Source organism: Dactylosporangium sp. CA-139066 (assembly GCF_050936175.1).
In the GTDB taxonomy this organism is placed as follows: Bacteria; Actinomycetota; Actinomycetes; order Mycobacteriales; family Micromonosporaceae; genus Dactylosporangium.
The window spans coordinates 8,564,112-8,586,807 of the sequence record NZ_JBNJNH010000001.1 but is presented as its reverse complement, the minus strand read 5'-3'; the positions used below and the strand labels follow the sequence as shown (position 1 = coordinate 8,586,807).

19 protein-coding genes and 1 pseudogene are annotated in these 22,696 nt (G+C 73.7%); 9 read left to right on the top strand and 11 right to left on the bottom strand.

The window, feature by feature from the left end:
- Nucleotides 1-48 precede the first annotated feature (48 nt).
- Complete coding sequence (locus ACQEVU_RS39280) at nucleotides 49-1,254, top strand: MFS transporter (RefSeq protein WP_433332849.1); 1,206 nt, start codon at nucleotides 49-51, stop codon at nucleotides 1,252-1,254.
- 37 nt (nucleotides 1,255-1,291) lie between these two features.
- On the opposite strand, the gene ACQEVU_RS39275 is transcribed toward ACQEVU_RS39280, so the two are convergent.
- Genes ACQEVU_RS39275 through ACQEVU_RS39245 form a run of 7 tightly spaced genes read right to left on the bottom strand, consistent with a single transcriptional unit; the run spans nucleotide 1,292 to nucleotide 9,648 of the window.
- The gene (locus ACQEVU_RS39275) at nucleotides 1,292-2,614 is read right to left on the bottom strand and encodes an MFS transporter (RefSeq protein ID WP_433332847.1); all 1,323 of its coding nucleotides are present in this window, start codon (nucleotides 2,612-2,614) and stop codon (nucleotides 1,292-1,294) included.
- Complete coding sequence (locus tag ACQEVU_RS39270; protein ID WP_433332845.1) at nucleotides 2,611-4,383, bottom strand: IucA/IucC family protein; 1,773 nt, start codon at nucleotides 4,381-4,383, stop codon at nucleotides 2,611-2,613. The genes ACQEVU_RS39275 and ACQEVU_RS39270 overlap by 4 nt, the downstream gene beginning before the upstream one ends.
- Nucleotides 4,380-4,925: a GNAT family N-acetyltransferase gene (locus ACQEVU_RS39265; protein WP_433332843.1), complete on the bottom strand. Its 546-nt coding sequence runs from the start codon at nucleotides 4,923-4,925 to the stop codon at nucleotides 4,380-4,382. The genes ACQEVU_RS39270 and ACQEVU_RS39265 overlap by 4 nt, the downstream gene beginning before the upstream one ends.
- Nucleotides 4,922-6,205, bottom strand: coding sequence for a lysine N(6)-hydroxylase/L-ornithine N(5)-oxygenase family protein (locus ACQEVU_RS39260; protein WP_433332841.1), 1,284 nt, complete (start codon nucleotides 6,203-6,205; stop codon nucleotides 4,922-4,924). Before ACQEVU_RS39260 ends, ACQEVU_RS39265 begins: the two co-directional genes overlap by 4 nt.
- Before the next feature lie 15 nt (nucleotides 6,206-6,220).
- Nucleotides 6,221-7,696, bottom strand: coding sequence for a pyridoxal phosphate-dependent decarboxylase family protein (locus ACQEVU_RS39255; RefSeq protein WP_433332839.1), 1,476 nt, complete (start codon nucleotides 7,694-7,696; stop codon nucleotides 6,221-6,223).
- A gap of 24 nt (nucleotides 7,697-7,720) precedes the next feature.
- Nucleotides 7,721-8,941: an MFS transporter gene (locus ACQEVU_RS39250; protein ID WP_433332837.1), complete on the bottom strand. Its 1,221-nt coding sequence runs from the start codon at nucleotides 8,939-8,941 to the stop codon at nucleotides 7,721-7,723.
- Nucleotides 8,941-9,648 carry a siderophore-interacting protein gene (locus ACQEVU_RS39245; RefSeq protein ID WP_433332835.1) on the bottom strand — a complete coding sequence of 236 codons (708 nt, stop codon included), beginning with the start codon at nucleotides 9,646-9,648 and terminating at the stop codon, nucleotides 8,941-8,943. The genes ACQEVU_RS39250 and ACQEVU_RS39245 overlap by 1 nt, the downstream gene beginning before the upstream one ends.
- Before the next feature lie 57 nt (nucleotides 9,649-9,705).
- Here ACQEVU_RS39245 and ACQEVU_RS39240 point away from each other — a divergent pair.
- Together ACQEVU_RS39240 and ACQEVU_RS39235 are read left to right on the top strand one after the other, a co-directional pair.
- Nucleotides 9,706-11,595 (top strand): annotated as a pseudogene (locus ACQEVU_RS39240) (penicillin acylase family protein); the annotation flags it as partial.
- An 18-nt stretch (nucleotides 11,596-11,613) separates the two neighbouring features.
- Nucleotides 11,614-12,195 carry a GNAT family N-acetyltransferase gene (locus ACQEVU_RS39235; RefSeq protein WP_433335248.1) on the top strand — a complete coding sequence of 194 codons (582 nt, stop codon included), beginning with the start codon at nucleotides 11,614-11,616 and terminating at the stop codon, nucleotides 12,193-12,195.
- A gap of 73 nt (nucleotides 12,196-12,268) precedes the next feature.
- Here ACQEVU_RS39235 and ACQEVU_RS39230 read toward each other — a convergent pair whose 3' ends face one another.
- Nucleotides 12,269-12,487, bottom strand: a complete 219-nt coding sequence (locus ACQEVU_RS39230; RefSeq protein WP_433332833.1) for a hypothetical protein — start codon at nucleotides 12,485-12,487, stop codon at nucleotides 12,269-12,271.
- A 138-nt stretch (nucleotides 12,488-12,625) separates the two neighbouring features.
- Here ACQEVU_RS39230 and ACQEVU_RS39225 point away from each other — a divergent pair, with 138 nt between their 5' ends.
- The 5 genes from ACQEVU_RS39225 (at nucleotide 12,626) to ACQEVU_RS39205 (ending at nucleotide 17,658) form a co-directional block, all read left to right on the top strand.
- Nucleotides 12,626-13,582: an ABC transporter ATP-binding protein gene (locus tag ACQEVU_RS39225; RefSeq protein WP_433332831.1), complete on the top strand. Its 957-nt coding sequence runs from the start codon at nucleotides 12,626-12,628 to the stop codon at nucleotides 13,580-13,582.
- On the top strand, nucleotides 13,566-14,426 hold the full coding sequence (locus ACQEVU_RS39220; protein WP_433332829.1) for an ABC transporter permease: 861 nt from the start codon (nucleotides 13,566-13,568) through the stop codon (nucleotides 14,424-14,426). Before ACQEVU_RS39225 ends, ACQEVU_RS39220 begins: the two co-directional genes overlap by 17 nt.
- A 1-nt stretch (nucleotide 14,427) precedes the next feature.
- Complete coding sequence (locus tag ACQEVU_RS39215) at nucleotides 14,428-15,339, top strand: ABC transporter ATP-binding protein (protein WP_433332827.1); 912 nt, start codon at nucleotides 14,428-14,430, stop codon at nucleotides 15,337-15,339.
- The gene (locus ACQEVU_RS39210; RefSeq protein ID WP_433332825.1) at nucleotides 15,339-16,052 is read left to right on the top strand and encodes an ABC transporter permease subunit; all 714 of its coding nucleotides are present in this window, start codon (nucleotides 15,339-15,341) and stop codon (nucleotides 16,050-16,052) included. Before ACQEVU_RS39215 ends, ACQEVU_RS39210 begins: the two co-directional genes overlap by 1 nt.
- 139 nt (nucleotides 16,053-16,191) lie before the next feature.
- Complete coding sequence (locus tag ACQEVU_RS39205) at nucleotides 16,192-17,658, top strand: MFS transporter (RefSeq protein ID WP_433332823.1); 1,467 nt, start codon at nucleotides 16,192-16,194, stop codon at nucleotides 17,656-17,658.
- Here ACQEVU_RS39205 and ACQEVU_RS39200 read toward each other — a convergent pair.
- The 3 genes from ACQEVU_RS39200 to ACQEVU_RS39190 all read right to left on the bottom strand — a co-directional run bounded on the left by ACQEVU_RS39200 (nucleotide 17,618) and on the right by ACQEVU_RS39190 (nucleotide 22,173).
- Nucleotides 17,618-19,777 carry a transglycosylase domain-containing protein gene (locus tag ACQEVU_RS39200; RefSeq protein ID WP_433332821.1) on the bottom strand — a complete coding sequence of 720 codons (2,160 nt, stop codon included), beginning with the start codon at nucleotides 19,775-19,777 and terminating at the stop codon, nucleotides 17,618-17,620. The genes ACQEVU_RS39205 and ACQEVU_RS39200 overlap by 41 nt on opposite strands.
- Before the next feature lie 78 nt (nucleotides 19,778-19,855).
- Nucleotides 19,856-20,611 carry a 3-ketoacyl-ACP reductase gene (locus ACQEVU_RS39195; protein ID WP_433332819.1) on the bottom strand — a complete coding sequence of 252 codons (756 nt, stop codon included), beginning with the start codon at nucleotides 20,609-20,611 and terminating at the stop codon, nucleotides 19,856-19,858.
- Nucleotides 20,612-20,874: 263 nt separating this feature from the next.
- On the bottom strand, nucleotides 20,875-22,173 hold the full coding sequence (locus ACQEVU_RS39190; RefSeq protein WP_433332817.1) for a hypothetical protein: 1,299 nt from the start codon (nucleotides 22,171-22,173) through the stop codon (nucleotides 20,875-20,877).
- 97 nt (nucleotides 22,174-22,270) lie between these two features.
- Here ACQEVU_RS39190 and ACQEVU_RS39185 point away from each other — a divergent pair, with 97 nt between their 5' ends.
- Nucleotides 22,271-22,636, top strand: coding sequence for a hypothetical protein (locus ACQEVU_RS39185; RefSeq protein WP_433332815.1), 366 nt, complete (start codon nucleotides 22,271-22,273; stop codon nucleotides 22,634-22,636).
- The last annotated feature ends 60 nt before the right edge of the window (nucleotides 22,637-22,696 follow it).

The following is a 22,696-nucleotide window of genomic DNA, read 5'->3' as shown; positions in this document are numbered from 1 at the left end:
AGGTTAATGTAAATGTCGAACATTTGCACGGGCGAAGGTGAGGGCCACATGCGCGAGCGCAGCGCCGCGGCGATCTTCCTGGTCGCGCTGTGCCTGAGACCCGCGATCACCACCGTCGGGCCGCTGCTGCAGCAGATCGGGGCCGGCGAGCGCCTCGGCGAGACCCTGCTCGGGCTGCTCGGCGCGCTGCCCCTGCTCGCCTTCGCCGTCGTCTCCCCGCTCGTGCACCGCGTGTCCGGTCCGCTGGGGGCCGAGCGCTCGATCCTGGCGGCGCTGCTCGTGCTGGCGGCCGGCTGCGTGGCCCGCTCCTACACCGGCGCGCCCGGCCTGTGGCTCGGCACGCTCGTCATCGGCACCGCGATCGCCGTCGGCAACGTCCTGGTGCCGGTGATCATCCGGCGGGACTACGCGGCGCACGTGTCGCGGGCCACCGGCTTCTACACCGCCGCCATGACCCTCGCCGCCTCGACCGCCTCCGCCCTGGCGGTGCCCCTGGCCGCGGCGAGCAACTGGCGTGCGGCCCTGGCGATCTGGGCCCTGCTCGCCGTCGCCGTCGCCGCCGTCTGGCTGCCCCGCGCCCGCGCGGCCCGGCCCGCGGCCGCGGCCGCGGCGGCCACGCCCGCCGCCGGACCCGCCGCGGAGCCGGCGCACCCGAGCGTGTGGCGCCAGCCGGCGGCCTGGCTCATCACCGCCTTCATGGGACTGCAGTCCACGACGTACTACGTGCTCGTCACCTGGCTGCCGACGATCGACGCGGCGTCGGGCGCCGACGCACAGACCGCCGGGCTGCACCTCTTCGTCTTCCAGGTGCTCGGCATCGCGGGCGGCCTCGCCATCCCGCTGCTGCTGCGCCGCTCGCCGAGCCTGACCGGCGGGGCCGTGGTGGCCTGCGCGCCGATGCTGGCCGGCGTGCTCGGGCTGCTGCTGGCGCCGGGGCTCACCGTCGTCTGGGCGGTCGTGGCCGGGCTCGGGCAGGGCGCCTGCCTGGTCGTCGCGCTGTCGCTGATCAGCCTGCGCGGCCGCACCCACCGCGAGGCCACGCACCTGTCGGGCATGGCGCAGTCGGTGGGATACCTGCTGGCCGCCTGCGGGCCGGTCGCGGCGGGGACCCTGGCCGAGCACACCGGCGGCTGGCGGGCGGCGCTGGTGCTGCTCGCCGCGCTCGCCGTGGCCCAGCTGACGTTCGGGGCGCTGGCCGGGCGTCAGCGGGCGGCGGCCGCCGAGCCGGCCGTGGCGGCGGCGCCCAGCCGGTGATGGACGTGGCCCGGCGGGCGCGGCGCCCGGTGGGCGGTCAGGCGCGGCCGCGCAGCAGCGCGGCGGTGACCCCGCCGCCCAGCAGGACCGCCGCGGCGCCGGCGAACTGGCTCAGCTCGAGGGCGCGGGCCGGCCCGGACGCCGGGAGCAGAGCCTGCAGCACCGCGCCGAGGGCGGCCACGCCGAGGGCGGTGCCCAGCTCCGTCATGGTGCCCTCGATGCCCGCGCCCGCGCCGGCCTCGTCGGGCGGCACGGCGCCGAGGACGGCCTCGACGATCGCCGGGTTGGCCAGGGCGCAGCCGGCCCCCATGAGCAGCAGCCCGGCCAGCATCGGCGGATAGCCGCCGACGGCGAAGCGGGCGACCACGCACAGCCCGGCCGCCAGCAGCGCCATGCCGAGCAGCACCGCGGCGGCCCGGCCGAGGGCGCGGATGGCCCGGGCCGACGCGCCGGTCGCGTTCAGGGCCACCACGCTGAGCGCGAACGGCGCCATCCGCAGGCCGGCGGCGAGCGGCGTGAGGCCGCCGACGACCTGCAGCTGCAGGGTGAGCAGGAACAGGGCGCCCGCGCTGCCGAACGTGATGAGCACGATGCCGGTGACCGCGCCCGTGAAGCGGCGGGAGCGGAACAGCGCCAGGTTCAGCATCGGCCACCGGGCGCGGCGCTGCCACAGCACGAACAGCGCCAGCAGCAGCAGGCCCGGCGCGGCGAGGGCGGGCGCGGCGGCGATGACGGCGTAGACCACGGCGGTCGTCCCGGCCGTGGCCAGCAGCGCGCCGAGGAGGTCGGGCCGGCCGGCCCGCGGGTTGCGCGACTCGGGGACCAGCGCCGCGACGGCGGCCAGCCCGGCCAGCACCACCGGCACGTTGCCGAGGAAGAGGGCGTTCCAGGGCAGGTGGGCCAGCACGAGCCCGCCCACCACGGGGCCGCCGGCGAAGCCGAGCGCGCTCACCGCCGCCCACGCGCCGATCGCCCGCGGCCGCTCGGCGGCGTCGAACAGCTGCACGGCCACCGCGAGCGTCGCGGTGATGAGCAGCGCGCCGCCGGCCCCCATCACCACCCGCGCGGCGACCAGTGCGGCGACGCTCCCGGCCAGGCCGGCGGCGAGGGAGCCGGCGCCGAAGACGGCCAGGCCCAGCAGCAGCATCCGCCGGCGGCCGTAGCGGTCCGCGGCGGCGCCGCCGGCCAGCAGCAGGCCGGCCTGGGCCAGCGCGTACGCGTTGATGATCCACTGCACGCCGGCCGTGCCCGTCGACAGCTCCCGCGACAGCGTCGGCACGGCGACGTTGAGCAGCGTGTTGTCGAGCACGACGACGAACTCGGCGAGGCACAGCACCGCCAGGACCCACCAGCGGTTCATGCGTAGGGGGCGAGCGGGTTGGGCAGCGTGCCGACCAGCTGCAGGGCGGCCGACGGGTCGGCCAGGTCGACCATCTGCCGGTTGTTGCGCAGCTGCAGCCGGTTGAGGCACGACAGCGCGAACGTGGGCGCGAACAGGTCGTAGCGCTCGAAGCGGCCGGCCAGCGCCGGCACGCTCGCCCGGTAGTCGGCGGCGCACCCGGCGACCGTGCGCCAGAACGCCTCCTCCTCGAGCACACCGGCCGCGGCCAGCGTGGCGGAGAGGTACCGGAAGAAGCCGTCGAACACGTCGGTGAAGATCGACAGCAGCCGGATGGGCTCGGGCACCTCGGCGCGCACCCGCTCCGCCGCTGCCGGCAGCGGCGCGTCCGCGCTCATCACCACGATCTCCTCGGCGATGTCCTTGAAGATCGCGCGCTCGACGGCGCCCTCGGCGGACAGCACGAGGATCACGTTCTCGCCGTGCGGCATGAACGCGAGGTCGTGGGCGTAGAAGCTGTGCAGCAGCGGGGTGAGGTAGGCGTCGAGGTACCGCCGCAGCCACACCGTCGCCGGGAGCCCCGAGCGCTCGATCAGCGCCGCGCACAGCGAGCGCCCGTCGCGGTCCACGTGCAGCAGCGACGCCATCGTCGCCAGCCGCTCGCCCGGGGCCAGCGACGGCACGGGGCTCTCCCGCCACAGCGCGGCGAGCATCTTGCGGTACGGCGAGTACCGGTCGGTGGCCGCCTCCAGCTGCCGGTGGCGGAACCCGGCCGCCGCCCGCTCGCGCAGGATCGACAGCCCGGTGCGGCGGAACACCTCGTCGCCCGCGATGAGGCCGGCGAGCCAGTCGTTGATGGCCGGGGTGGCCTCCATGTAGGCCGCCGACAACCCCCGCATGAAGCCCATGTTGAGCACCGAGATCGCCGTCTTGACGTAGTGCCGGCGCGGCTCGGAGACGTTGAAGAAGGTGCGGATCGACTGCTGCGCCAGGTACTCGTCGGGGCCCTCGCCGAGCGCCACGAGCCGGCGCCGCGCGAGCTCGCCGGCGAACGTGACCGCGAGCTTGTGCTCCCACTGCCACGGGTGCACCGGGATGAGCACGTGGTCGGCGAGGTCGAGGCCGAGCCCGCGCAGGACGCCCGCGAAGCGGTCCAGCGTCGCGTCGCCGAGCTCGGCCCGGATGTGCCGGTCGTAGTCCGTGTCGGCGCTGCACGTGAACGTCGCGTGGTCGCGGTGCGCGGCGAGCCATCGCAGCCGCACCGGGGCGGCGGCCTCGGGCGCGTAGCGGTGGTAGTCGCCGATGCCGAAGCCGAGGCGGCCGTTGTTGGCCACGAAGCCCGGGTGCCCCTCGGTCATCGCGGTCTCGATCCGCTGGAAGTCCGCGCCGGCCAGCTCCCGCGCGGTCGCGGTGCCGGTGGCGAGCTTGTACGCGGCGCCGGCCAGGGTCGAGGTGAGCTCCTCGAGGTACACCGGCAGCACCTCGGCGCCGAGCCCCAGCGTCGCGCGCAGCTCCGTCACCAGGTCGACGGCGTCGAGCTCGAGCGGCCCGCCGTCGCGGTGGCGCGTGATGCTGGCGGCGTCGATGTCCCAGTGCTCGAGCGCGCGCACGGTGGCGGCGAAGCGGTACTCGGTGGCGCCGTCGTCGCTGCGCACGACGAAGCACCCGCCCTCGGGCGAGGGCTCCAGCAGCCGCTCGTGGGCGAACTCGGCCAGGGCCTTGCGCACCAGCGCCCGGTTGGCGGCCGCCCAGTTGGCGGGCGTGAGGTGGGCGGTTTCCGCAGTGGTCACGACGAGACTCCGGTGGCGGCGAGGAACTGGGCGCGCGTGCACAGCGAGAGCAGCGCGGTCTTCTCGGGCTTCACGATCGGGCCGACGGCGGTGAAGCCGACGGCGGCGTTGAGCGCGTGCACGGCGGTGTTGCGCACGTCCGGCTCGACCACGACCCGCCGCGTGGCCGGGTCGTCGAACAGCCACGCCATCACGGTGGTGATGACCGCGCGGGTGAAGCCGTGCACCGGCGTCCGCGCCGGCGCGGTGAGGAAGTGCATGCCGACGTCGCCCGGCTCCGCGTCGAACAGGCCGGGCAGCTCGACGAACGCCGGGTCGTAGCGCTCGGCGAGGAACGCGGGCGCGCCCCGGTGCAGGCCGAGGAACGCGTCGTGGTGCGGGTGCTCGTCGATGCGGCGATACTCGGCGGTTACGGCGGCGAGGTCGGCGTCCTGCATCATCCAGTGCACGGCCTTCGGGTGCGTGACCCATCCGAGCAGGACGGGCGCGTCGCGCGCGACGTCGAGGGGGCGAAGTGCGAAATCCCCGCGGCGGTACGTCATGACGCGACCGCCCCCGCCGGCGCCCCGAATTCCTGGAAGGCGATGGACTTCTCGATCGGGTAGACCTCGCGCCCGAGCAGCTCCCGGATGATCCACGAGTTGCGGTAGGCGCCCATGCCGAGGTCGGGCGAGGTGATGCCGTGCGTGTGGGTGCCGGCGTTCTGCAGGAAGATCTCGCGCCCCTCATGGTCGATGCTGTAGTTGCGGGCCACGTCGAAGCGGCCCCGCGAGTCCCAGCGGATGCGGTCGCGGATCGGGTCGAGCAACGCCGGGACCGTGTACCGGTAGCCGGTGGCCAGGACCAGCCCCTCGGTGTGCAGCGTGAAGTCGCGGCCCTGCTCCTCGTGGCGCAGGCCCAGCGTGTACCGCCCGGTGTCCGCGTCCCAGGCGGCGCTGTGCAGCGCGGTGTTGGTGAGCAGCCGGGTGGCGACCGGCCCGGCGGCGCTCCTGGCGTAGAGCAGGTCGTAGATCTCGTTGACGAGCTCGGCGTTGATGCCCTTGAACAGGGCCTTCTGGGCGGCCTCGAGCCGGTAGCGGGCCGGCTCGGGCAGGGCGTGGAAGTAGTCGACGTAGTCGGGCGAGGTGATCTCGAGGGTGAGCTTGGTGTACTCGAGCGGGAAGAACCGCGGCGAGCGGGTCACCCAGTCCAGCCGGTAGCCGTGGGCGTCGATGCCCGCGAGCAGGTCGCGGTAGATCTCGGCGGCGCTCTGCCCGCTGCCGAGGATCGTGATGCTGCCCTTGGCCCGCAGCGACTCCCGGGCGGCCAGGTACCGCGAGGCGTGCACGAGGTCGCCGCCCAGCCCGGCGCAGGCGGCCGGGGTGTGCGGCGGCGTCCCGGTACCCAGCACGATGCGCCGGGCGTGGTACGTCTCGCCCCCGGCGTGCACCTCGTACCGGCCCGCGGCGTACGTGACCCGGTCGACGGTCCGTCCGAAGTGGACGTTGCGCAGCCGGGCGGCCGCCCAGCGGGTGTAGTCGCTGTACTCGGTGCGCAGCGGGTAGAAGCTCTCCCGGATGTAGAACGGGTAGAGCCGCCCGGTCTCCTTGAGGTAGTTGAGGAAGGAGTACGGCGACGTCGGGTCGGCCAGGGTCACCAGGTCGGACATGAACGGTGTCTGCAGGCGGGTCGCGTCGAGCATCATGCCCGGGTGCCAGGCGAACTCGGCCTGGCTGCGGGCCTCGAGGAACACGCCGTCGAGCTCCGCGAGCGGCTCGGTCAGGCAGGCCAGGCCGAGGTTGTAGGGGCCGAGCCCGATGGCGACGAAGTCGTGGGTGGACATGCGCGCTCCTGCGGTTCAGGCGGCCGTGACGGCGGTGTGCGCGTCGACGAAGCGGCCGGCGTGCTCGGCGATGAGCTCCAGCACGGCCTCGATGTCCTCGCTCGTGGTCTCCGGGTTGAGCAGGGTGAACTTCAGGAAGTGCCGCCCGTCCACCCTGGTGGCGGCCACGACGGCGGCCCCGGACGCGGCGAGGGACTCGCGGGCGTGCAGGTTGGCGGCGTCGGCGAGGTCGTCGTCCAGCCCGGCCGGGAGGTAGCGGAAGACCACGGTGGACAGCTGCGAGCGGGTGACGACCTCGAAGCGCGGGTCGGCCGCGAGGAGGTCCCCGGCCGTCTCGGCGCGGTCGACGACCTCGTCGAAGAGCGCGCCGATGGCGTCCGGGCCCATGATGCGCAGCGTCAGCCAGAGCTTGAGCGCGTCGAAGCGGCGGGTGGTCTGCAGGCTCTTGTCGACCTGGTTGGGGATGCGCCGCTCGGCCGCCCGGGCCGGGTTGAGGTAGTCGGCGTGGTAGGTGGCGTGGCGCAGGGTCCGGCCGTCGCGGACCAGCAGGGCGCTGGAGCTGACCGGCTGGAAGAACGACTTGTGGTAGTCGACGGTGACCGAGTCGGCCTGCTCGATGCCGTCGAGGCGGTGCCGGCGGGTCGGCGAGACGAGCAGCCCGCAGCCGTAGGCGGCGTCGACGTGCAGCCAGACGCCGGACTCGGCGCACTCCAGGGCGATCTCGGCGAGGGGGTCGACGGAGCCGAAGTCGGTGGTGCCGGCCGTCGCGCACACCGCCATGGCGACGAGGCCCCGCTCCCGGCACTCGCGCAGCCGGGCGGCGAGGGCGTCGGGGCGCATCCGGCGGCGCTCGTCGACGTCGACGATGACGACCGCGTCGGCGGCCAGGCCGAGCAGCTTGGCCGACTTCTGCACGCTGAAGTGCCCGGCCGCGGAGGTGAACACCCGCAGCCGGGGCAGCGCGTCGGCGCGGGCCCCGGCGGCGGCGAGCGCCTCCTCCCGGGCCAGCAGCAGGCCCTGCAGGTTGGACTGGCTGCCGCCGCTGGTGAAGACGCCGTCGGCGGCCGGGCCGAGGCCGGCCCGCCGCGCCGTCCAGGCGATGAGGCTGCGCTCGATGAGGGTGCCGCCGGCGCTCTGGTCCCAGGTGTCCAGGGACGAGTTCACCGCCGACAGCACCGCCTCGCCGAGCAGCGCCGGGATGACCACCGGGCAGTTGAGGTGGGCCAGGTACCGCGGGTGGTGGAAGTACACCGCGTCGCGCAGGTAGACGTCCTCGAGCTCGTCGAGCGCGCCACCCACGTCGGCCAGCGGCCGGTCGAGGTCCACCGCGGCGATCTCGAGCTCGAGGTGCTCCGGCGCGATCCCGGTGCAGGGGCGTTCCGTGCCGGCGACGCGGGTCGCGACCCGGTCGACGGCCTGGGCGAGCATCCGGCGGTAGCGGTCGGCCGATCGATTGGTGAGCAGGTGCTCGCGGGCCGCAGAGTCAGGCATGCGACTAACTTAGGTAAGGCTATCCTAATTTTCAAGACCCACGGCGGCCGGTACGACGCCCGGCGCGAAGCGGGCCTGGTGGCGCACGCCGAGCACCACGCCGGCGCCGACGAGCGCGACGGCGGCGACCGCGACCGCGGGATAACCCAGGTAGGCGGCCGCGGAGAGCCCGGCCGAGGAGGCGGCGAACGACACCGCGAGGCCGACGGCGGACAGCATCGTGAAGTCCGTGCCGCCGGTCTGCGCCCGCGCGTAGTCCATGTTCACGGTGTAGATCGCAACGTTGACGGCCGTGTATGCGCCCATGAACGCGCCGAGCGCCGCGACCGTGCCGCCCGCCGGCGCGGACCCGCCGAGCAGCGGCAGCAGGCCCACTGTGGACAGTGCCAGCAGCGCGCCCGCGCCGGCGAGCACCCGGGGCCGGCCGAGGCGGCTCACGAGGCCCCCGGCGACCAGCCCGGCCGCCACCGCGGGGATGCTCACGATGACGCCGGTGACGATGCCGACCCGGGCCTCGGACCAGCCCGCGTCGATCAGGGCCGGGGTGACCAGGGCCCAGGCGGCGCCGGATCCGGCGTACAGCAGCGTCACCACGGCGAACGTCCAGCGCCGGCAGCCGGGCTGGCGGAACACCGACAGCAGCGCCCGGTAGGCCGTCGCCGAGCTCACCCGGCCGGCGCGGGCCGGCTCGCGGAACCGCCCGGCGGTGAACAGCCCGAGCGCGGTCAGCGCGGCCATCAGCAGCACCGCCGCGGCCCAGCCGTAGCGGTCGTGCACGACGAGACACACGCCGCCGCCCAGGACCGTGCCGAGCGAGACGCCGGCCAGCTGCACGCCGTTGCCCAGGCCGCGCTCGTCCGCGGCGAGCAGCCGCACCGCGATCGCGTCGACGGCGATGTCCTGCGTGGCCGACAGCAGCACGTAAACGGCGCAGATCGCCACCACCGCGCCGAGCCGCTCGCCGGGGCGGTCGAACGGCAGCAGGGCCAGCAGCGCGATGACCAGGCCGGGCTGCAGGACCAGCAGCCACGAGCGGTAGTGGCCGCGGCGGGCCGAGCCGAAGCGGTCGACCAGCGGCGCCCAGAACACCTTGAGCGGCCAGATCAGCCCGATGAGGGTGAGCGCGCCTAGGGTCTGCAGCGGGGTGCCGCCGTCGCGCAGGATCGCGACGAGGCCGACGGTGATGAAGCCGACCCCGACGTACTGCGTCACGTACAGCAGCAGCAGGGTGAGGTAACGGTGCATCAGGCGCTCCAGTAGCCGAGGGCGCAGAGACGGTGCCGGTCCACGCCGAGCTCGCGGCGCACGTGCCGGGCGAGGCCGCGCGTGGCGGCGGCCTCGGCGGCGATCCAGTAGTAGGCGTCGGGGCCGGTGCCCAGCCCGGCACGGACGGTCTCGGCCAGGGCGCCCCCGTCGCCCCGGGGCACCCAGGTCACGGCGTCGTGCGCGCGGCGGCGCACCGGCAGGTCCCGCTCGCCGTCGTGGGCGTACTCCAGCCACACCGTCGCCGGCACCGCCGCGGCCAGGCTGTCCAGCAGGCTGTTGACCGCGGGCAGCGAGGCGGCGTCGCCGATGACGTAGACGTGCCCGGGCGCCGGTTCGGGCCACGCGAACGCGCTGCCCTGCACCGTCGCGTCGATGGTGTCGCCCGGCGCCGCGGCCCGCGCCCAGTCGGCGGCGCGCCCGTCGTGCAGGGCGAACTCGAGGCCGAAGCGGCCGGCCGCCGGGTCGGGGTCGACGAGCGTGTACGCCCGCTGGTGGCCCTTGCCGCCGTCCTCGAACCACAGGCGCACCCACATCGTGGGGTGCACCCCGCACGCCGCGAGCAGTCCGCCGTCGGCGACGAGCAGCCGCCGGCAGTGCTCACCCACGGACCGTGCGTCGAGGACGGTCAGCCGGAAGTCCCGGCCCCCGAACGCCCTGAGCACCAGGGCCTCCCAGTTTCGTTTCACGCGCGCTCCCGCTACAGTGTCGAAAAGTTAGGTGAGGGTAACCTAAGTGGAGGCATCGTGACAGGGCCGGCCATCGAGCGCGACGCATGGGGGGTGCCCCAGCTGCGCGCCGGCTCCGCCGACGAGCTGTCGCGCCGGCAGGGCTACGCCGCCGCGGCCGACCGCGGCGCGCAGCTCACGATCGAGCGGCTGCGCGGCGAGGGCCGGCTCGCCGAGCGGCTCGGCGCCGCGGAGCTGCCCTGGGACCGGTTCGCCCGCCGGGCCCGCCTCGACGACACCGCGCGGCGCTGCTTCGAGCGGCTGCGCCCGGAGACCCGCCGCTGGGTGGAGTCCTATGTGGACGGTGTCAACGCCCACCCGGGCACCGCGGAGGCGTGGCGGCCCTGGACCCCGCTCAGCGTCTTCCTCGTCCAGCACATCCTCTTCGGCACCTTCCCCGACAAGCTCTGGAACGCCCACGCGGGCGACCTGGCCCCGCTGTTCCGGCCCGAGGCGGCCTCGGGCAGCAACGCGTGGGCCGTGCCGGGCCTGATCGCCGGTGACCCGCACCGCCTGCTCGAGCTGCCCGGCATCTACCAGCAGGTCCGGCTCACCTGCCCGGAGTTCGACGTGGCCGGGCTCGCGTTTCCCGGTGTGCCCGGGCTGCCGCACTTCGGCCACGCCGGCCGTGTCGCGTGGGCGGTCACCAACGCCATGGCCGACTACCAGGATCTCTTCGTCGAGCAGCTGCGCCGCACCGGCGGCGGCGTCGAGGTCCGCGACGGCGACGGCTGGGTCCCCGCGGCCCGCCACGTCGAGCGGATCGCGGTCCGCGGCGGCGACCCGGTCGAGGTCGAGGTCGTCGAGACGCCGCGCGGGCCGGTCATCGACCCGGACCGCGGCCTCGCGCTGCGGGTGCCGGCCCGGGCCGAGGGCGCGCTGGGCTTCGACGCGCTGCTGCCGATGCTGCGGGCCCGCAGCGCCGCCGACGTCGCCGACGCCCTCGCCGTCTGGGTCGAGCCGGTGAACAGCTACCTCGTCGCCGACGCCGCCGGCGCGGTGGTCAGCCTCACCGCCGGCCTGGTGCCGCGGCGCGACGAGCGCAACCGGCGGCGGCCGGTGCCGGGCTGGGACCCGCGCTACGCCTGGCGCGGATACCTGCCGATGCCCCGCACCGCGGCGGCCGGCACGGTCGTCAACGCCAACGACCGCCGGCCGGACGTCGCCGCCCTCGGCGGAGGCTTCGCGCCCCCGCACCGGGCCCGGCGCATCGCCGCCCTCCTCGCCGCCGGGACGCCACCGGCGGCGATCCACGTCGACACCCATGCACCCCGGCCCGTCCTGCGAGCCCTGCTGGAGCGCCTGAGCGGCCTCGGGCCGGCCGCGGCGGCGCTGCGCGAGCGGCTCCTGGCCTGGGACGGGCGGATGGCCGCCGGCAGCGCCGCCGCCGGGGCGTTCGCCGCCTGGCGGGCCGAGCTCGCCCGGCGTCTCGCCGAGGCCCCGCCGCTCGCGCCCCTGCGCGCGCCGCACGGCTACGACCCGCTGTTCGCGCCGTGGACCGACCCGCTCGCCCGGATCGGCCTCGCGCTCGACGGCGTCGTCGCCGGGCTCGGCGGCGCCGCCGACGCGCCGGCCGCCGCGGCGCTCGCCGCCGTCGCCGCCGGCCCCGACCCCGGGCCGTGGGGCGAGCGGCACCGGCTGCACCCGGTCCAGGCGGTGCCCGACCCGGCGGTGCTCGCCCGGATGCGGGTGCCGCTCGGCGGCGACAACGACGCCGTCCTCGCCACCGCCGGCGTTCCCGGCGTGAGCGACGCCTGCTCCCGCGGGCCGGCCGCCCGCTTCGTCTGGGACCTCACCGACCCGGCGGCCAGCCGCTGGATCGTGCCGTTCGGCGCGGCCGGCGACCCGGCCGACCCGCACTTCGCCGACCAGCTGCCGTTGTGGGCGGCCGGCGAGCTCATTCCCGTCTTCGCGGAAAGGTCCACCATGACCGTGTACACCGAGCGGCTGCCCGGCCTGGGCCCGCTCACCCTGTCGGTCCTCGACCCGGCGGCCGACGCCGAGCTGGTGCACGGCTGGGTCACCGAGCGCCGGGCGGCGTTCTGGGGCATGCTCGGGCACTGCGTCGGCGACGTGCGCGAGATCTACGAGTTCGTCGACGGGCTGGCGACCCATCACGCGTTCCTGATCCGGCTCGACGGCCGCCCGATCGGGCTGTTCCAGTCGTACCAGCCGGAGGCCGACCCGGTCGGCGAGCGCTACGAGGTGCGCCCAGGCGACGTCGGCATGCACCTGCTCATGGCGCCCGGGCCGCGCCCCCCGGCGAACCTCACCGGCGCCGTCGGCGCCGCCCTGGCCCGGTTCCTGTTCGCCGACCCGGCCGCGCGCCGCCTGGTCGTGGAGCCCGACGTGCGCAACCACCTGGCGCTGCGCCGCCTGCTCCAGTCCGGCTTCGTCCTCGACGACGAGATCGACCTGCCGGGCAAGCGGGCCCGGCTCGCCTTCCTCGACCGGGAGACGTTCGACCGGCTCTTCGGCCTTCAGGCCGGGGCGGCCGCCGCCGGCTGACGGGCGCGCAGCAGGTCGTCCAGGTTGCCGGGGCGCAGCGACCGGCGGGCGTGCTCGTGCAGCAGGCCGGTCATCATCGCCACGACGAGCTCGAGGCCGGGGCGACGCTGACGAGGTCGGACGGCAGCCGGTGGCCGGTCAGCGCCGGCGACTGCCGGTCGAGCACGAGGCCGGCGGCGCTCACGGCGGCGAGGACGAGCAGGGTGCCGGCGAGGCGGGCGAAGGACCGGCTGACGATGCCGGCCCACTCCGAGCTGCGGCGCATGCGCACGAGCGCCTCGTCGACGGCCATGTTCCTTCACTCGGCGCGGCCGACCCCGAGCTGAGCTCAGCCCGAACCTGAGAAGCATCACAGGTGGAACCCCTAAGGAACGGCTTTCAGGTGCGTTCCGGATAGTCTCCGGGGTGTACGGTCCGTAGTCTCGGCGACGTGACACTCATCGAGACGCGTGCGCTGACGAAGCGCTACGGGGGTGGCGTCACCGCCCTATCGGATCTGACCCTGGCCGTGCAGCCGGGGATCATCGGGCTGGTCGGGGCCAACGGTGCCGGAAAGTCCACCTTCATCAAAATCATGCTGGGCCTGCTGCCGCCGACGTCCGGCGAGCTGCAGGTGCTCGGGCTCGACCCGACCAGCCGGGCCGAGGAGGTGCGCGCGCGGGTCGGATACATGCCGGAGCATGACTGCCTGCCGAGCGAGGTCTCCGCCGCCGAGTTCGTGACCCACCTCGCGCGCATGAGCGGCCTGCCCGCCACGGCCGCCCGCGAGCGCGCCTCCGAGGCGCTGCGCCACGTCGGGCTCTACGAGGAGCGCTACCGCCAGATCGGCGGCTACTCGACCGGCATGAAGCAGCGGGTCAAGCTGGCCCAGGCCCTCGCGCACGACCCCGACCTGCTGCTGCTGGACGAGCCGACCAACGGCCTCGACCCGGCCGGGCGCGACGCGATGCTGGAGCTGGTGCACCGCATCGGCAACGAGTTCGGCATCTCCATCGTGGTGTGCTCGCACCTGCTCGGCGAGGTCGAGCGGATCTGCGACTCGATCATCGCCATCGAGGGCGGGCACCTGCTGCGCTCGGCGACGGTCGAGGACATGACGACCAGCCGCGACGTGCTCACCGTCGAGGTCAGCGAGGGCGTCGAGCAGCTCACCGCGCGCCTGGCCGAGCTGGGCATCCCGGCCACCCGCGACGGCGCCGCGCTCAGCGTGCCGCTGGACGGCGAGGACGTGTACGACCGCATCCTCGTCGCGGTGGCCGAGCTCGACCTGCCGCTGCACCGGCTCGACCAGCGCCGCCACCGGGTCGCCGAGCTCTTCCAGCCGCCCACCGTCACCGCACCAGCACTCAGCGTCGCTCAGGAGGCCGGCCGTGGCGCCGCAGACTAGTGTCATCCACGACATCGGCTACCAGCGGTACACGGGACCGCGCCTCGGCCGGTGGTACGCCAACCGCTCCCTCTACGAGCACAGCGTCCGCGCCGCGTTCGGCATCGGCCGCGGCGCCAAGGCCAAGATCTTCCCCTGGCTCATCATCGGCATCGTGCTGCTGGTGGCGGTCGTCGCCATCGCCGTGCGCTCGATCACCGGCGAGACGTTCCTGACCTACCGGCAGTACGCCGACGGCCTGAGCTACCCCGTGATGCTGTTCCTGGCCGTCGTCGCGCCGGAGCTGGTCTCCCGCGACCTGCGCGACCGCACGCTGCCGCTGTACTTCTCCCGCCCGCTGGCCCGCACCGACTACGCGCTGGCCAAGTACGCGGCGCTGGTGACCGCGGTGCTGGCGCTGCTGGCCGTGCCGCAGCTGCTGATCTACCTCGGCGCGATCTTCACCCGCACCGACGGCTTCAGCGGCGCCTGGAAGGAGCTCGGGGACCTCGGCCCCGGCCTGACCGCCGCGCTCCTGCGGGCCCTGGTGCTCGCGTCCATCTCGCTGCTGGTCGCCTCGCTGACCGGCCGCCGGGCCTTCGCCGCCGCCTTCATCGTCGGCGTGTTCCTGGTGACCTCTCCGATCGCCGGCATCCTCACCGTGCTGGGCAACGACGCCGTGAAGAGCCTGGCGTTCCTGGTCAACCCGATGTTCCTCCTGCTCGGCGTCGAGCAGTGGATCTTCGGCGTGAAGGACGGGCTGCCGATCGGCGACTACGGGCCGGTCTACGGCGCCGCGGCCCTGGTCATGCTCGGCGGCTCCGTCGCGCTTCTGCTGCTGCGTTACCGGAAGGTGGCCGCCTGAGATGAGCACCGTCGACCTGCAGCACGTTTCGCGGTGGTACGGCAACGTGGTGGCCGTCAACGACGTCACCATGACGCTCGGGCCGGGCGTCACCGGCCTGCTCGGCCCGAACGGGGCCGGCAAGACCACCCTGCTGCACATGATGTCCGGGTTCCTCGCCCCGTCGCGGGGCACGCTCACCGTCGACGGGGCGCCGACGTGGCGCAACCCCGACGTGTACCGCAGCCTCGGCCTCGTCAGCGAGCGCGAGAGCGTGCACGGCTTCCTGACCGGCAAGGAGTTCGTGCTGGCCAGCGCCAAGCTGTTCCGGCTGGCCAACCCCGAGGAGGCGGCCCGCCGGGCGCTCGCCCTGGTGGAGATGGAGCCGGCCCAGGACCGGCGCATCGAGACCTACAGCAAGGGCATGCGCCAGCGCATCCGGGTCGCCGCCGCGCTCGTGCACGAGCCCAGCGTCCTGCTGCTCGACGAGCCGTTCAACGGCATGGACCCGCGCCAGCGCTTCCACATGATGGACCTGCTGCACAAGATGGGCGACGACGGGCGCACCGTGCTGTTCTCCTCGCACATCCTCGAGGAGGTCGAGCAGGTCTCCGGCACCGTGCAGGTGATGGTCTCCGGCCGGCTGGCCGCCTCCGGCGAGTTCCGCACCATCCGGCGGCTCATGACGAACCGCCCGCACGTGTTCACGATCCGCTCCAGCGACGACCGGCGCCTCGCGGTCGCCCTCATGGCCCAGGAGTCGGTCGCCGGCGTCGACATCGACGCGACCGGCCTGCAGGTGCGTGCCTCCGACTACGGCACGTTCACCCGGGTCCTGCCGCGCATCGCGCTCAAGGAGGGCGTGCGGGTGCGCCGCCTGCTGCCGGCCGACGAGTCCCTGGAAAGCGTCTTCTCCTACCTGGTGGGTGCCTGATGAACGCCACAGTCGCGATGATCACGGCCCGGGGCCTGCTCGGCCGCCGCCGGATCTGGCTGCTCGTACCGCTGCCGCTGCTGCTCATCGGCCTGGCGCTGATCGCCCGGGCGACCGGCGCGGAGCCCGCCGACTGGGGCGAGGGCATCATCGGCGGCCTCGGCTTCACCGCGGTCCTGCCGGTCATCGCGCTCATCGTCGGCACCGGCGTGCTCGGCTCGGAGATCGACGACGGCACGATCACCCACATCCTGTCCAAGCCGCTGCCCCGCTCGGAGATCATCTTCACGAAGCTGGGCGTGGCGACCGGCGTCACCGCGCTGTTCGCCGGGGTGCCGCTGTTCATCGTCGGGCTCATCGCCGGCGACCCGGCGGTCGCCTTCGCCCTCGTCGTCGGCGGGGTCGTCGGCTCGCTGGCCTACTGCTCGCTGTTCGTGCTGCTCAGCGTCGTGACCCGGCGGCCGGTGCTGGTGGGCCTCGCCTACGTGGTGCTGTGGGAGGGCGTGCTGGGCAACATCCTGGCCGGCACGCAGAAGCTGTCGATCCAGCAGTACGTCCAGGCGATCGTCGACGCCCTGGCGCCGTCCGACCTGCTGCACGGCAATGTGGCGGTACCGCTGAGCTGCGTCATGGCCGGCGTGTTCACGGTGGCCTCGACGGCGTACGCCATCCAGCGCCTGCGCACCCTCTCGGTGGCCGGCGAGACCGGCTGAGCGCCGGGCCGTCAGCCCGCGGCCCTGAACCCCCGGTGGCGCCGGGCACCATGCCGATGCCGCCGGGGGTTCAGGGCCGAGCTGGCCGGGCCGCCACCCGTGTGGGTGCGGACGGTCGGGGCTAGCATCGCTGCTGCTGGTGGCCGTCGCAACAGGGGCCCGGGCCCGAATTCGGGGGAGTGGTGGGTTGAGCGTGCATCGGGTGTACAGCGTGGTCGTGTTCATCATCCTGGCCTCGCTCGACAACGTCGCGATCGGCCTCGTGCCGCCGCTGTACTCGCCGATCAGCCGGGCGCTCGGTGTCGGGGAGGGCGCGCTCGGCGTCGTCACCGCCGTCAGCTACCTGGTGACCGCCGTCGCCGCCGTCGCGTGGGCCTACGTGGGGGACCGGACCGACCGCAAGCCGGTGCTCATGGTCGGCACCCTGATCTGGGCGGCCGGCACGGGCGGCACGGTGCTGTCGGGCGGCTACTGGGGGTTCTTCGCCGCCCAGCTGTTCGCCGCCATCGGCCTCGGCGCCGTCGGCTCGGTCGGGTTCTCCGTGGTCAGCGACCTCATCACGCCCCGCCGCCGCGGCCTGGTGATGAGCCTGTGGGGGCTGTCGCAGGGCGTCGGCACCCTCGCCGGGGTCCTCGTGGCCAGCCAGCTCGGCGGCCGGGACTGGAGGACGCCGTTCTACGTGCTGGCCGGGCTCGGGGTGGCGGCCAGCATCGCGTACTTCACCACCGCAGACATCCGCCGCGGCCAGAGCGAGCCGGACCTCGCCGCGGTGTTCGCCGCCGGCGAGGAGTACGAGCACCGGATCTCCCGCGACGACCTGCCCCGCATCCTGGCCCGCCGCACCAACGTGTGGCTGATCCTGCAGGGCCTCACCGCGCAGGCCGCGTTCGGCTCGCTGGTGTGGCTGCCCCGGCTGTTCCAGGCCAAGGCGCAGGCCCAGGGCTACGACGAGCAGGCGGCCATCCAGATCGGCGGCATCCTGGCCACCCTGTTCCAGCTCGGCGGGGTGCTGTCGATCCTCGGCGGGCTGCTCGGCGACCGCTGGCAGCGCCGCGACGCGGGCGGCCGGGCGAAGGTCGCGGCGATCGGCATCCTGGCCGGGATCCCGCTGTACGTCGCGCTGTTCTTCGCCCCGCTGACGCTCCCGCCGCCGTCGGGCCGGCCCGCCGTCGCGCTGGTCCTCAGCTCGCTGTTCACCTCGCCGGGCCTGGCCGGGGCGTTCCTGCTGGCGCTCGTCGCCCTCGCGCTGACCTCGGCGAACTCGCCGAACTGGTTCGCGCTCATCGCCGATGCCAACCCGCCGGAGCACCGCGGCACGGTGTACTCGATGGGCAACCTCGTCAACGGCGTGGGCCGCGCGGCCGGCAACGGCCTGGTCGGCGCGGTGTTCGCGGCCCTGGCCCGCAGCTTCCCGCCGCCGGCCAACCTGGCGATCGGCCTGGCCGCGTTCCAGGTGTTCTTCGTGCCGACCGGGGTCATGTACTGGCTGGCGTCGCGCACCGCGCCCCGCGACATCGCGGCGGTGCACGAGCTGCTGCGCTCGCGCGCCGCCGCCGACGCCGCGGTCAGTTCGAGCCGAACGCGATCTTCCGGCTCGGGGGTGTGAACTCCACGACCGGCAGCCCGGACAGCGCCGCCTTGAGCGTGTAGGCGACCGCGTTGTTGATCACCGGGTGCGACATCGTCTTGTTCGTCTGCGGGTTGTCCGGGTCGGTGAGGATCCCGGCGATCGCCAGCTGCTTGGTCATGGCGACGAACGTGGCGCTCTTGCCGCTGTCGGTGGTGCCGGTCTTGCCGGCGACCGGGCGCCCGACGTCGCCGCGCACGCCGGTCGCCGTGCCGCTGCCGGGGCAGGACTGGAACGCTGACTGGTCGCCGACCGGGCACCGGGCCATGTCGACGGCGGCGCGAGCCACGTCGGGGGCGACGACCGAGTGGCACTTCGGGTCGCCGGCGGTGACCTTGTTGCCCTTGAGGTCCTTGATCTCGTTGACCGGGGTCGGTGTGCAGTACATCCCGTCGGCGGCCAGCGTCGCGTAGGCGTTGGCGAGGTCCAGCGGCGTCGTGTCGGACACGCCGAGCGTGAACGCGCCCCACTCCTTGGCGTCCTTGGCGAAGTTGGCGTCGTTGGGGGAGCGGAACTGGATGCCCAGCCGCTTCGCCACGTCGACCACGTGGTCGGCGCCGACGCGCTCCTCCAGCGGTACGAAATAGGTGTTGAGCGACATCCCGAAGCCCTGCCACATGTTGAACGTGCCGGTCGGGTCGCCGGCGGAGTTCTTCGGGCAGTAGTGCGCCCCGTTGCACGCGGCCGGGCTGCTCGGGACGATCGGGTAGTTGGAGACGTACTGCGCCTGCACGTCCTCGGTGTGGTTCAGCGGGATCCCCGACTCCAGCGCCGCCACCGCCGTGAAGATCTTGAACGAGGAGCCGGCCTGGTAGCCGGGCACGTCCGGCCCGCCGGTGATGAACGGCACCGTCGTGTTGGGGTAGTTGCCCTTCTGCCCCTTCTTGCCCGGGTTCGTGGACGGCTTGTTGTTGGTCTGGTCGTTGCTGAAGTTGCGGTTGGTGGCCAGGGCCTGCACGCGCCCGGTGCCCGGCTCGACCGCGGCGACCATGACCGCCTCGGGGCTGCCCATCCCGATCTTCTCGCCGCCGCCGACCCCGGGCTGGTCCTTGGCGTACTTGAACGCCGCCGCCTGCGTCTGGACGTTGAGCGAGCTGATGATGGTGTATCCGCCGGTGCGCAGCCGGCTCTCCCGCTCGTTCGTGTCGGCGCCGAACGCCGGCTGGTCGAGCCACCAGCGCCGCAGGTAGTCGCAGAGGAACCCGGCGCCGAGGTCCGGGCGCTGCACCGACTCGCACCCCTCGGGCGTGCGCTGCCCGACGATGGTGAGCTTCTCCGCCTTGGCCGCGTCGCGCTGCTGCGCGGTGATGTTGCCGAGCGTGACCATCTGGTCGAGCACGTACCCCTGCCGGGCGATCGCCTTGGGCAGCCCGTCCGCGGTCGCCGGGTCGTTCGTCGACGGCGCCTTGACCAGCCCGGCGATGAGCGCCGACTCGGCGAGGTCGAGGTCCTTGGGGTCCTTGCCGAAGTAGACGTGCGCGGCCGCGTAGATGCCGTAGGCGCCGTGGCCGAAGGGCGAGATGTTCAGGTACTTCTCGAGGATCTGCTGCTTGGTGAGCTTCTTCTCCAGCGCCATGGCCAGCTTCATCTCGCGCAGCTTGCGCCCCGGCGTCTTCGCGGTCGCGTCGACGACCTCCTGCGGCGTCTGCGCGGAGTAGGCGGTCGCCTCGCGCACGTACTGCATCGTCAGCGTCGACGCGCCCTGCTGGTCCCCGCCGTTCTCGTTGTTGACGAACGCCCGCGCGACGCCCTTGAGGTCGACGCCCTTGTGCTCGTAGAACCGGGTGTCCTCGGCGGCCACGATCGCCTGCTGCATGGGGGTGGCCACGTCGGCCAGCGGCACGTCGCGCCGGTTCTCGTCGTACATCATCGCGAGCAGCGTGGTGCCGTCGCTGGCGTAGATGTAGGAGATCTGCGGCGAGGGCAGCACGTCGAGGTTGTCCGACATGTCGTCGAACGTGTCGGCGCCGCCCTTGGCCGCCAGCCCGGTGGCCGCCAGCCCCGGGAACACGGCGGCGGCCACCACCACCCCGGCGAACAATCCACACAACAGCAGGGACGCAAGGGCCTTCAGGGCCGCACCTCGACGCAGACGCACCCTACGAGGTGTACCCGGCGGATTCCCTCGCGACACGTGAAATATGACACCGGCCGTTATGACAACCGAACGTGACGATCACAGCGTGCGCAGATGGAAGCCCCCGTCCACGTCGATGACCTGGCCGGTCGAGAAGGGGAACAGGTCCCGGGCGATCGCGGCGACGGCCCGCCCGACGTCCTGCGGGGTGCCCCACCGGCGGATCGGCGTCACGCCCTCGTCATAAATGAGACGGTCGTACTTCTCCTGCACGCCACCGGTCATGTCGGTGGCGATGATGCCGGGCCGCACCTCGTAGACGTTGATGCCGTGCTCGGCCAGCCGCGCCGCGTACAGCTTCGTCAGCATCGACAGCCCGGCCTTGGTGATGCAGTAGTCGCCGCGGTTCACGCTGGCGGTGTAGGCGCTCATCGACGAGACGGTGACGATCTTCCCCGGCGTGCCGGCCGCGATCATCCGGTTGGCCACGAGCTGCGTGAGGAAGTACGGCCCCTTGAGGTTGATCCCGACGAGCCGGTCGAACGACTCCTCGGAGGCCTCCAGGATGTCGGCCCGCACGGACGGCGCGACGCCGGCGTTGTTGACCAGCAGCGCGATGTCCCCGAACGCCGCGTACGCCTCGTCCACCAGCCGGGCCCGGTCCCGCGCGTCGCCGACGTCGCCCTGCACGACGGCGGCCCTGGCCCCCGCCCGCTCGACCTCGGCGGCCGCCTCGGCGGCGGCGCCGGCGTTGCTCGCGTAGTTCACGATGACGTCGAGCCCGGCCTCGGCCAGCGCGACGGCGATGCCGCGCCCGATGCCGCGGGAGGCCCCGGTGACAAGCGCGGCGCTCACGCCGTCACCTCCGCATCGCTGCGGCGCCGGCGCGAGAGAATCCTGCACTTATGGTGAGCGGCCACTCCGCTTCGCTGCGTACCGCTCACGCCGTCACCTCCGCTTCGCTGCGGCGCCGGCGCGAGAGAATCCTGCACTTATGGTGAGCGGCCACTCCGCTTCGCTGCGTACCGCTCACGCCGTCACCTCCGCTTCGCTGCGGCGCCGGCGCGAGAGAATCCTGCACTTATGGTGAGCGGCCACTCCGCTTCGCTGCGTACCGCTCACGCCACACCGCCGAAGAACGTGTAGTACGGCCCGCTGTCCAGGCGCAGCAGGTAGAGCCCGAGCTCGCGCAGGTGGTAGTCGCCCCACATGCTGGACTCCCCGTTCGGCACCCGCTGCCCGGCGTGGACCTGGTCCCACCCGTTCGGCCGGTGGTACACCGAGTGCAGCAGCAGCCCCTGGTGGTCCGGGTCCGCCGAGAGGTAGGGCTCGGACAGCAGGGTCCGGGCCACGGTGAGCCCGGCCTGGGTGTACCGCGGGTCCTGCAGGTGCCGGCCCAGCCGCAGCAGGCCCTGCGCGGCGATGGCGGCGGCGCTGGAGTCGACGGGCTCGAAGTCGTTGAACGGATCCGCGGCGGCGGACGGGTCGAGCCGGTGGATGCCGGGCGCGCCGGTGTCCCAGTAGGGCACGCCGTCGGCGGGCGTGGAGTCGATGTAGAAGTCGCACGTGGCCCGGGCCGCCTCGGCGAACGTGTCGTCGCCGGAGAACTCGAGCAGCTCGGCGAAGCCGAGCATCGCCCAGGCCAGGCCCCGCGTCCAGGTGGAGAACGGCGAGTAGCCCTGCTGGGTGGAGGGCGCCCGGAACCGCCCGTCGTTGACGTTGAACAGCGCCTCGTGCGCCGTGCGCCCGCGCACGTCGTAGGCGTCGCGGCCGGCGCCGTAGTAGACGTTGTACCGCGCGGTGTTGTACGCGTGCTGGCGCAGCCGGTCGAGCAGGTCGATCCGCTCGTCGTGCTCGCCCATGAGCACATGCCCCAGCCGGTGGGCCACGGCGAGCGAGCGGCACGACCGGATGGTGTCGACGAACAGCGACTGCGGGCCGTTGAACGAGTAGATGTACCCGCTGCCGTCCTCGGTCTTCTGCCACCGCGCGGCCTGGACGGCCCCGGACACCTTGAGCGCCAGCTCCGCCGCGCCCTGGTCGCGCCCGTCGATGCGCCCCTCGGCGTGCAGGCGCAGCAGCGCACCGTAGGTGCTGACGTTGTTGAACCCGTGGTCGTGCACCCCGACGTGGCTCACGTGCGGCGCCATGAGCCGCCGCGTCCACTCCCGCCCCAGCTCGAGGAAGCCGGTGTCCCCGGTGGCGTCGAACTGCAGCAGCGCCGAGCCCACCTGGAAACCCTGGGTCCACTCGGTCCACCCGCGGGCGGTGTAGCGCCCGTCCACGGTGAACACGGGCGCCCCGGAGCCGGCCTCGCCCGCGCCGATCGCCAGGATCTTTCCCGCGGAGAGCTCGAACATCCGCTCCACGCCGGCGAGCAGGTCCTTGCCGGCCAGTCCCTCGTCGATGCGCAACATGCCCCGGATGGTACCTAGGAAAGCCCTTTCCTGGAACCCCGGGGGCGGCGCCATGGCGCGTGCGGCCCGGCGCGGCGGGCATGCGAGGATGAGCGCGATGGAAAACGCGGTGGAGGACGTCGCCGGCCGGTGGGTCGCGGCCTGGACCACGGGCCGCACGGCCGAGCTGTTCCGCTTGCTGGCCGCCGCACCGGCGATCGAGTCCAACCTCGACCCGGACGGCGACTTCATCGAGCTGCTGACCGCCTACGCCGCGGCGCTCGACTCGATCTCGGTCTTCTCGCAGACGGTGCTCGACCGCCGCGCCGCCCTCGTCTACGACTGCGCCCTCGGCGGCGAGACCTTCCGCCTCGCCGAGTTCCTGACGGTGAGCGACGCCGGGCTGGTCACCGAGATCCGCCGCGTCTACGACCTCGACGCGGTCGAGCGGCTCATGCCGCACCTGCTGCTGACCGGCCAGTAGCCCGGACACGGCGACGGCCGGGCCCGGGGGAACGGGTCCGGCCGTCGCGGCGGGATGGGT

What these genes read in the sequence shown, in the direction of transcription:
- ACQEVU_RS39185 (WP_433332815.1), top strand. Translation starts at nt 22,271, where the DNA reads ATGGAAAACGCGGTGGAGGACGTCGCCGGCCGGTGGGTCGCGGCCTGG.
- ACQEVU_RS39210 (WP_433332825.1), top strand. Translation starts at nt 15,339, where the DNA reads ATGAACGCCACAGTCGCGATGATCACGGCCCGGGGCCTGCTCGGCCGC.
- ACQEVU_RS39260 (WP_433332841.1), bottom strand. Translation starts at nt 6,205, where the DNA reads ATGTCCACCCACGACTTCGTCGCCATCGGGCTCGGCCCCTACAACCTC.
- ACQEVU_RS39250 (WP_433332837.1), bottom strand. Translation starts at nt 8,941, where the DNA reads ATGCACCGTTACCTCACCCTGCTGCTGCTGTACGTGACGCAGTACGTC.
- ACQEVU_RS39230 (WP_433332833.1), bottom strand. Translation starts at nt 12,487, where the DNA reads ATGGCCGTCGACGAGGCGCTCGTGCGCATGCGCCGCAGCTCGGAGTGG.
- ACQEVU_RS39280 (WP_433332849.1), top strand. Translation starts at nt 49, where the DNA reads ATGCGCGAGCGCAGCGCCGCGGCGATCTTCCTGGTCGCGCTGTGCCTG.
- ACQEVU_RS39215 (WP_433332827.1), top strand. Translation starts at nt 14,428, where the DNA reads ATGAGCACCGTCGACCTGCAGCACGTTTCGCGGTGGTACGGCAACGTG.
- ACQEVU_RS39265 (WP_433332843.1), bottom strand. Translation starts at nt 4,925, where the DNA reads ATGACGTACCGCCGCGGGGATTTCGCACTTCGCCCCCTCGACGTCGCG.
- ACQEVU_RS39190 (WP_433332817.1), bottom strand. Translation starts at nt 22,173, where the DNA reads ATGTTGCGCATCGACGAGGGACTGGCCGGCAAGGACCTGCTCGCCGGC.
- ACQEVU_RS39275 (WP_433332847.1), bottom strand. Translation starts at nt 2,614, where the DNA reads ATGAACCGCTGGTGGGTCCTGGCGGTGCTGTGCCTCGCCGAGTTCGTC.
- ACQEVU_RS39235 (WP_433335248.1), top strand. Translation starts at nt 11,614, where the DNA reads ATGACCGTGTACACCGAGCGGCTGCCCGGCCTGGGCCCGCTCACCCTG.
- ACQEVU_RS39255 (WP_433332839.1), bottom strand. Translation starts at nt 7,696, where the DNA reads ATGCCTGACTCTGCGGCCCGCGAGCACCTGCTCACCAATCGATCGGCC.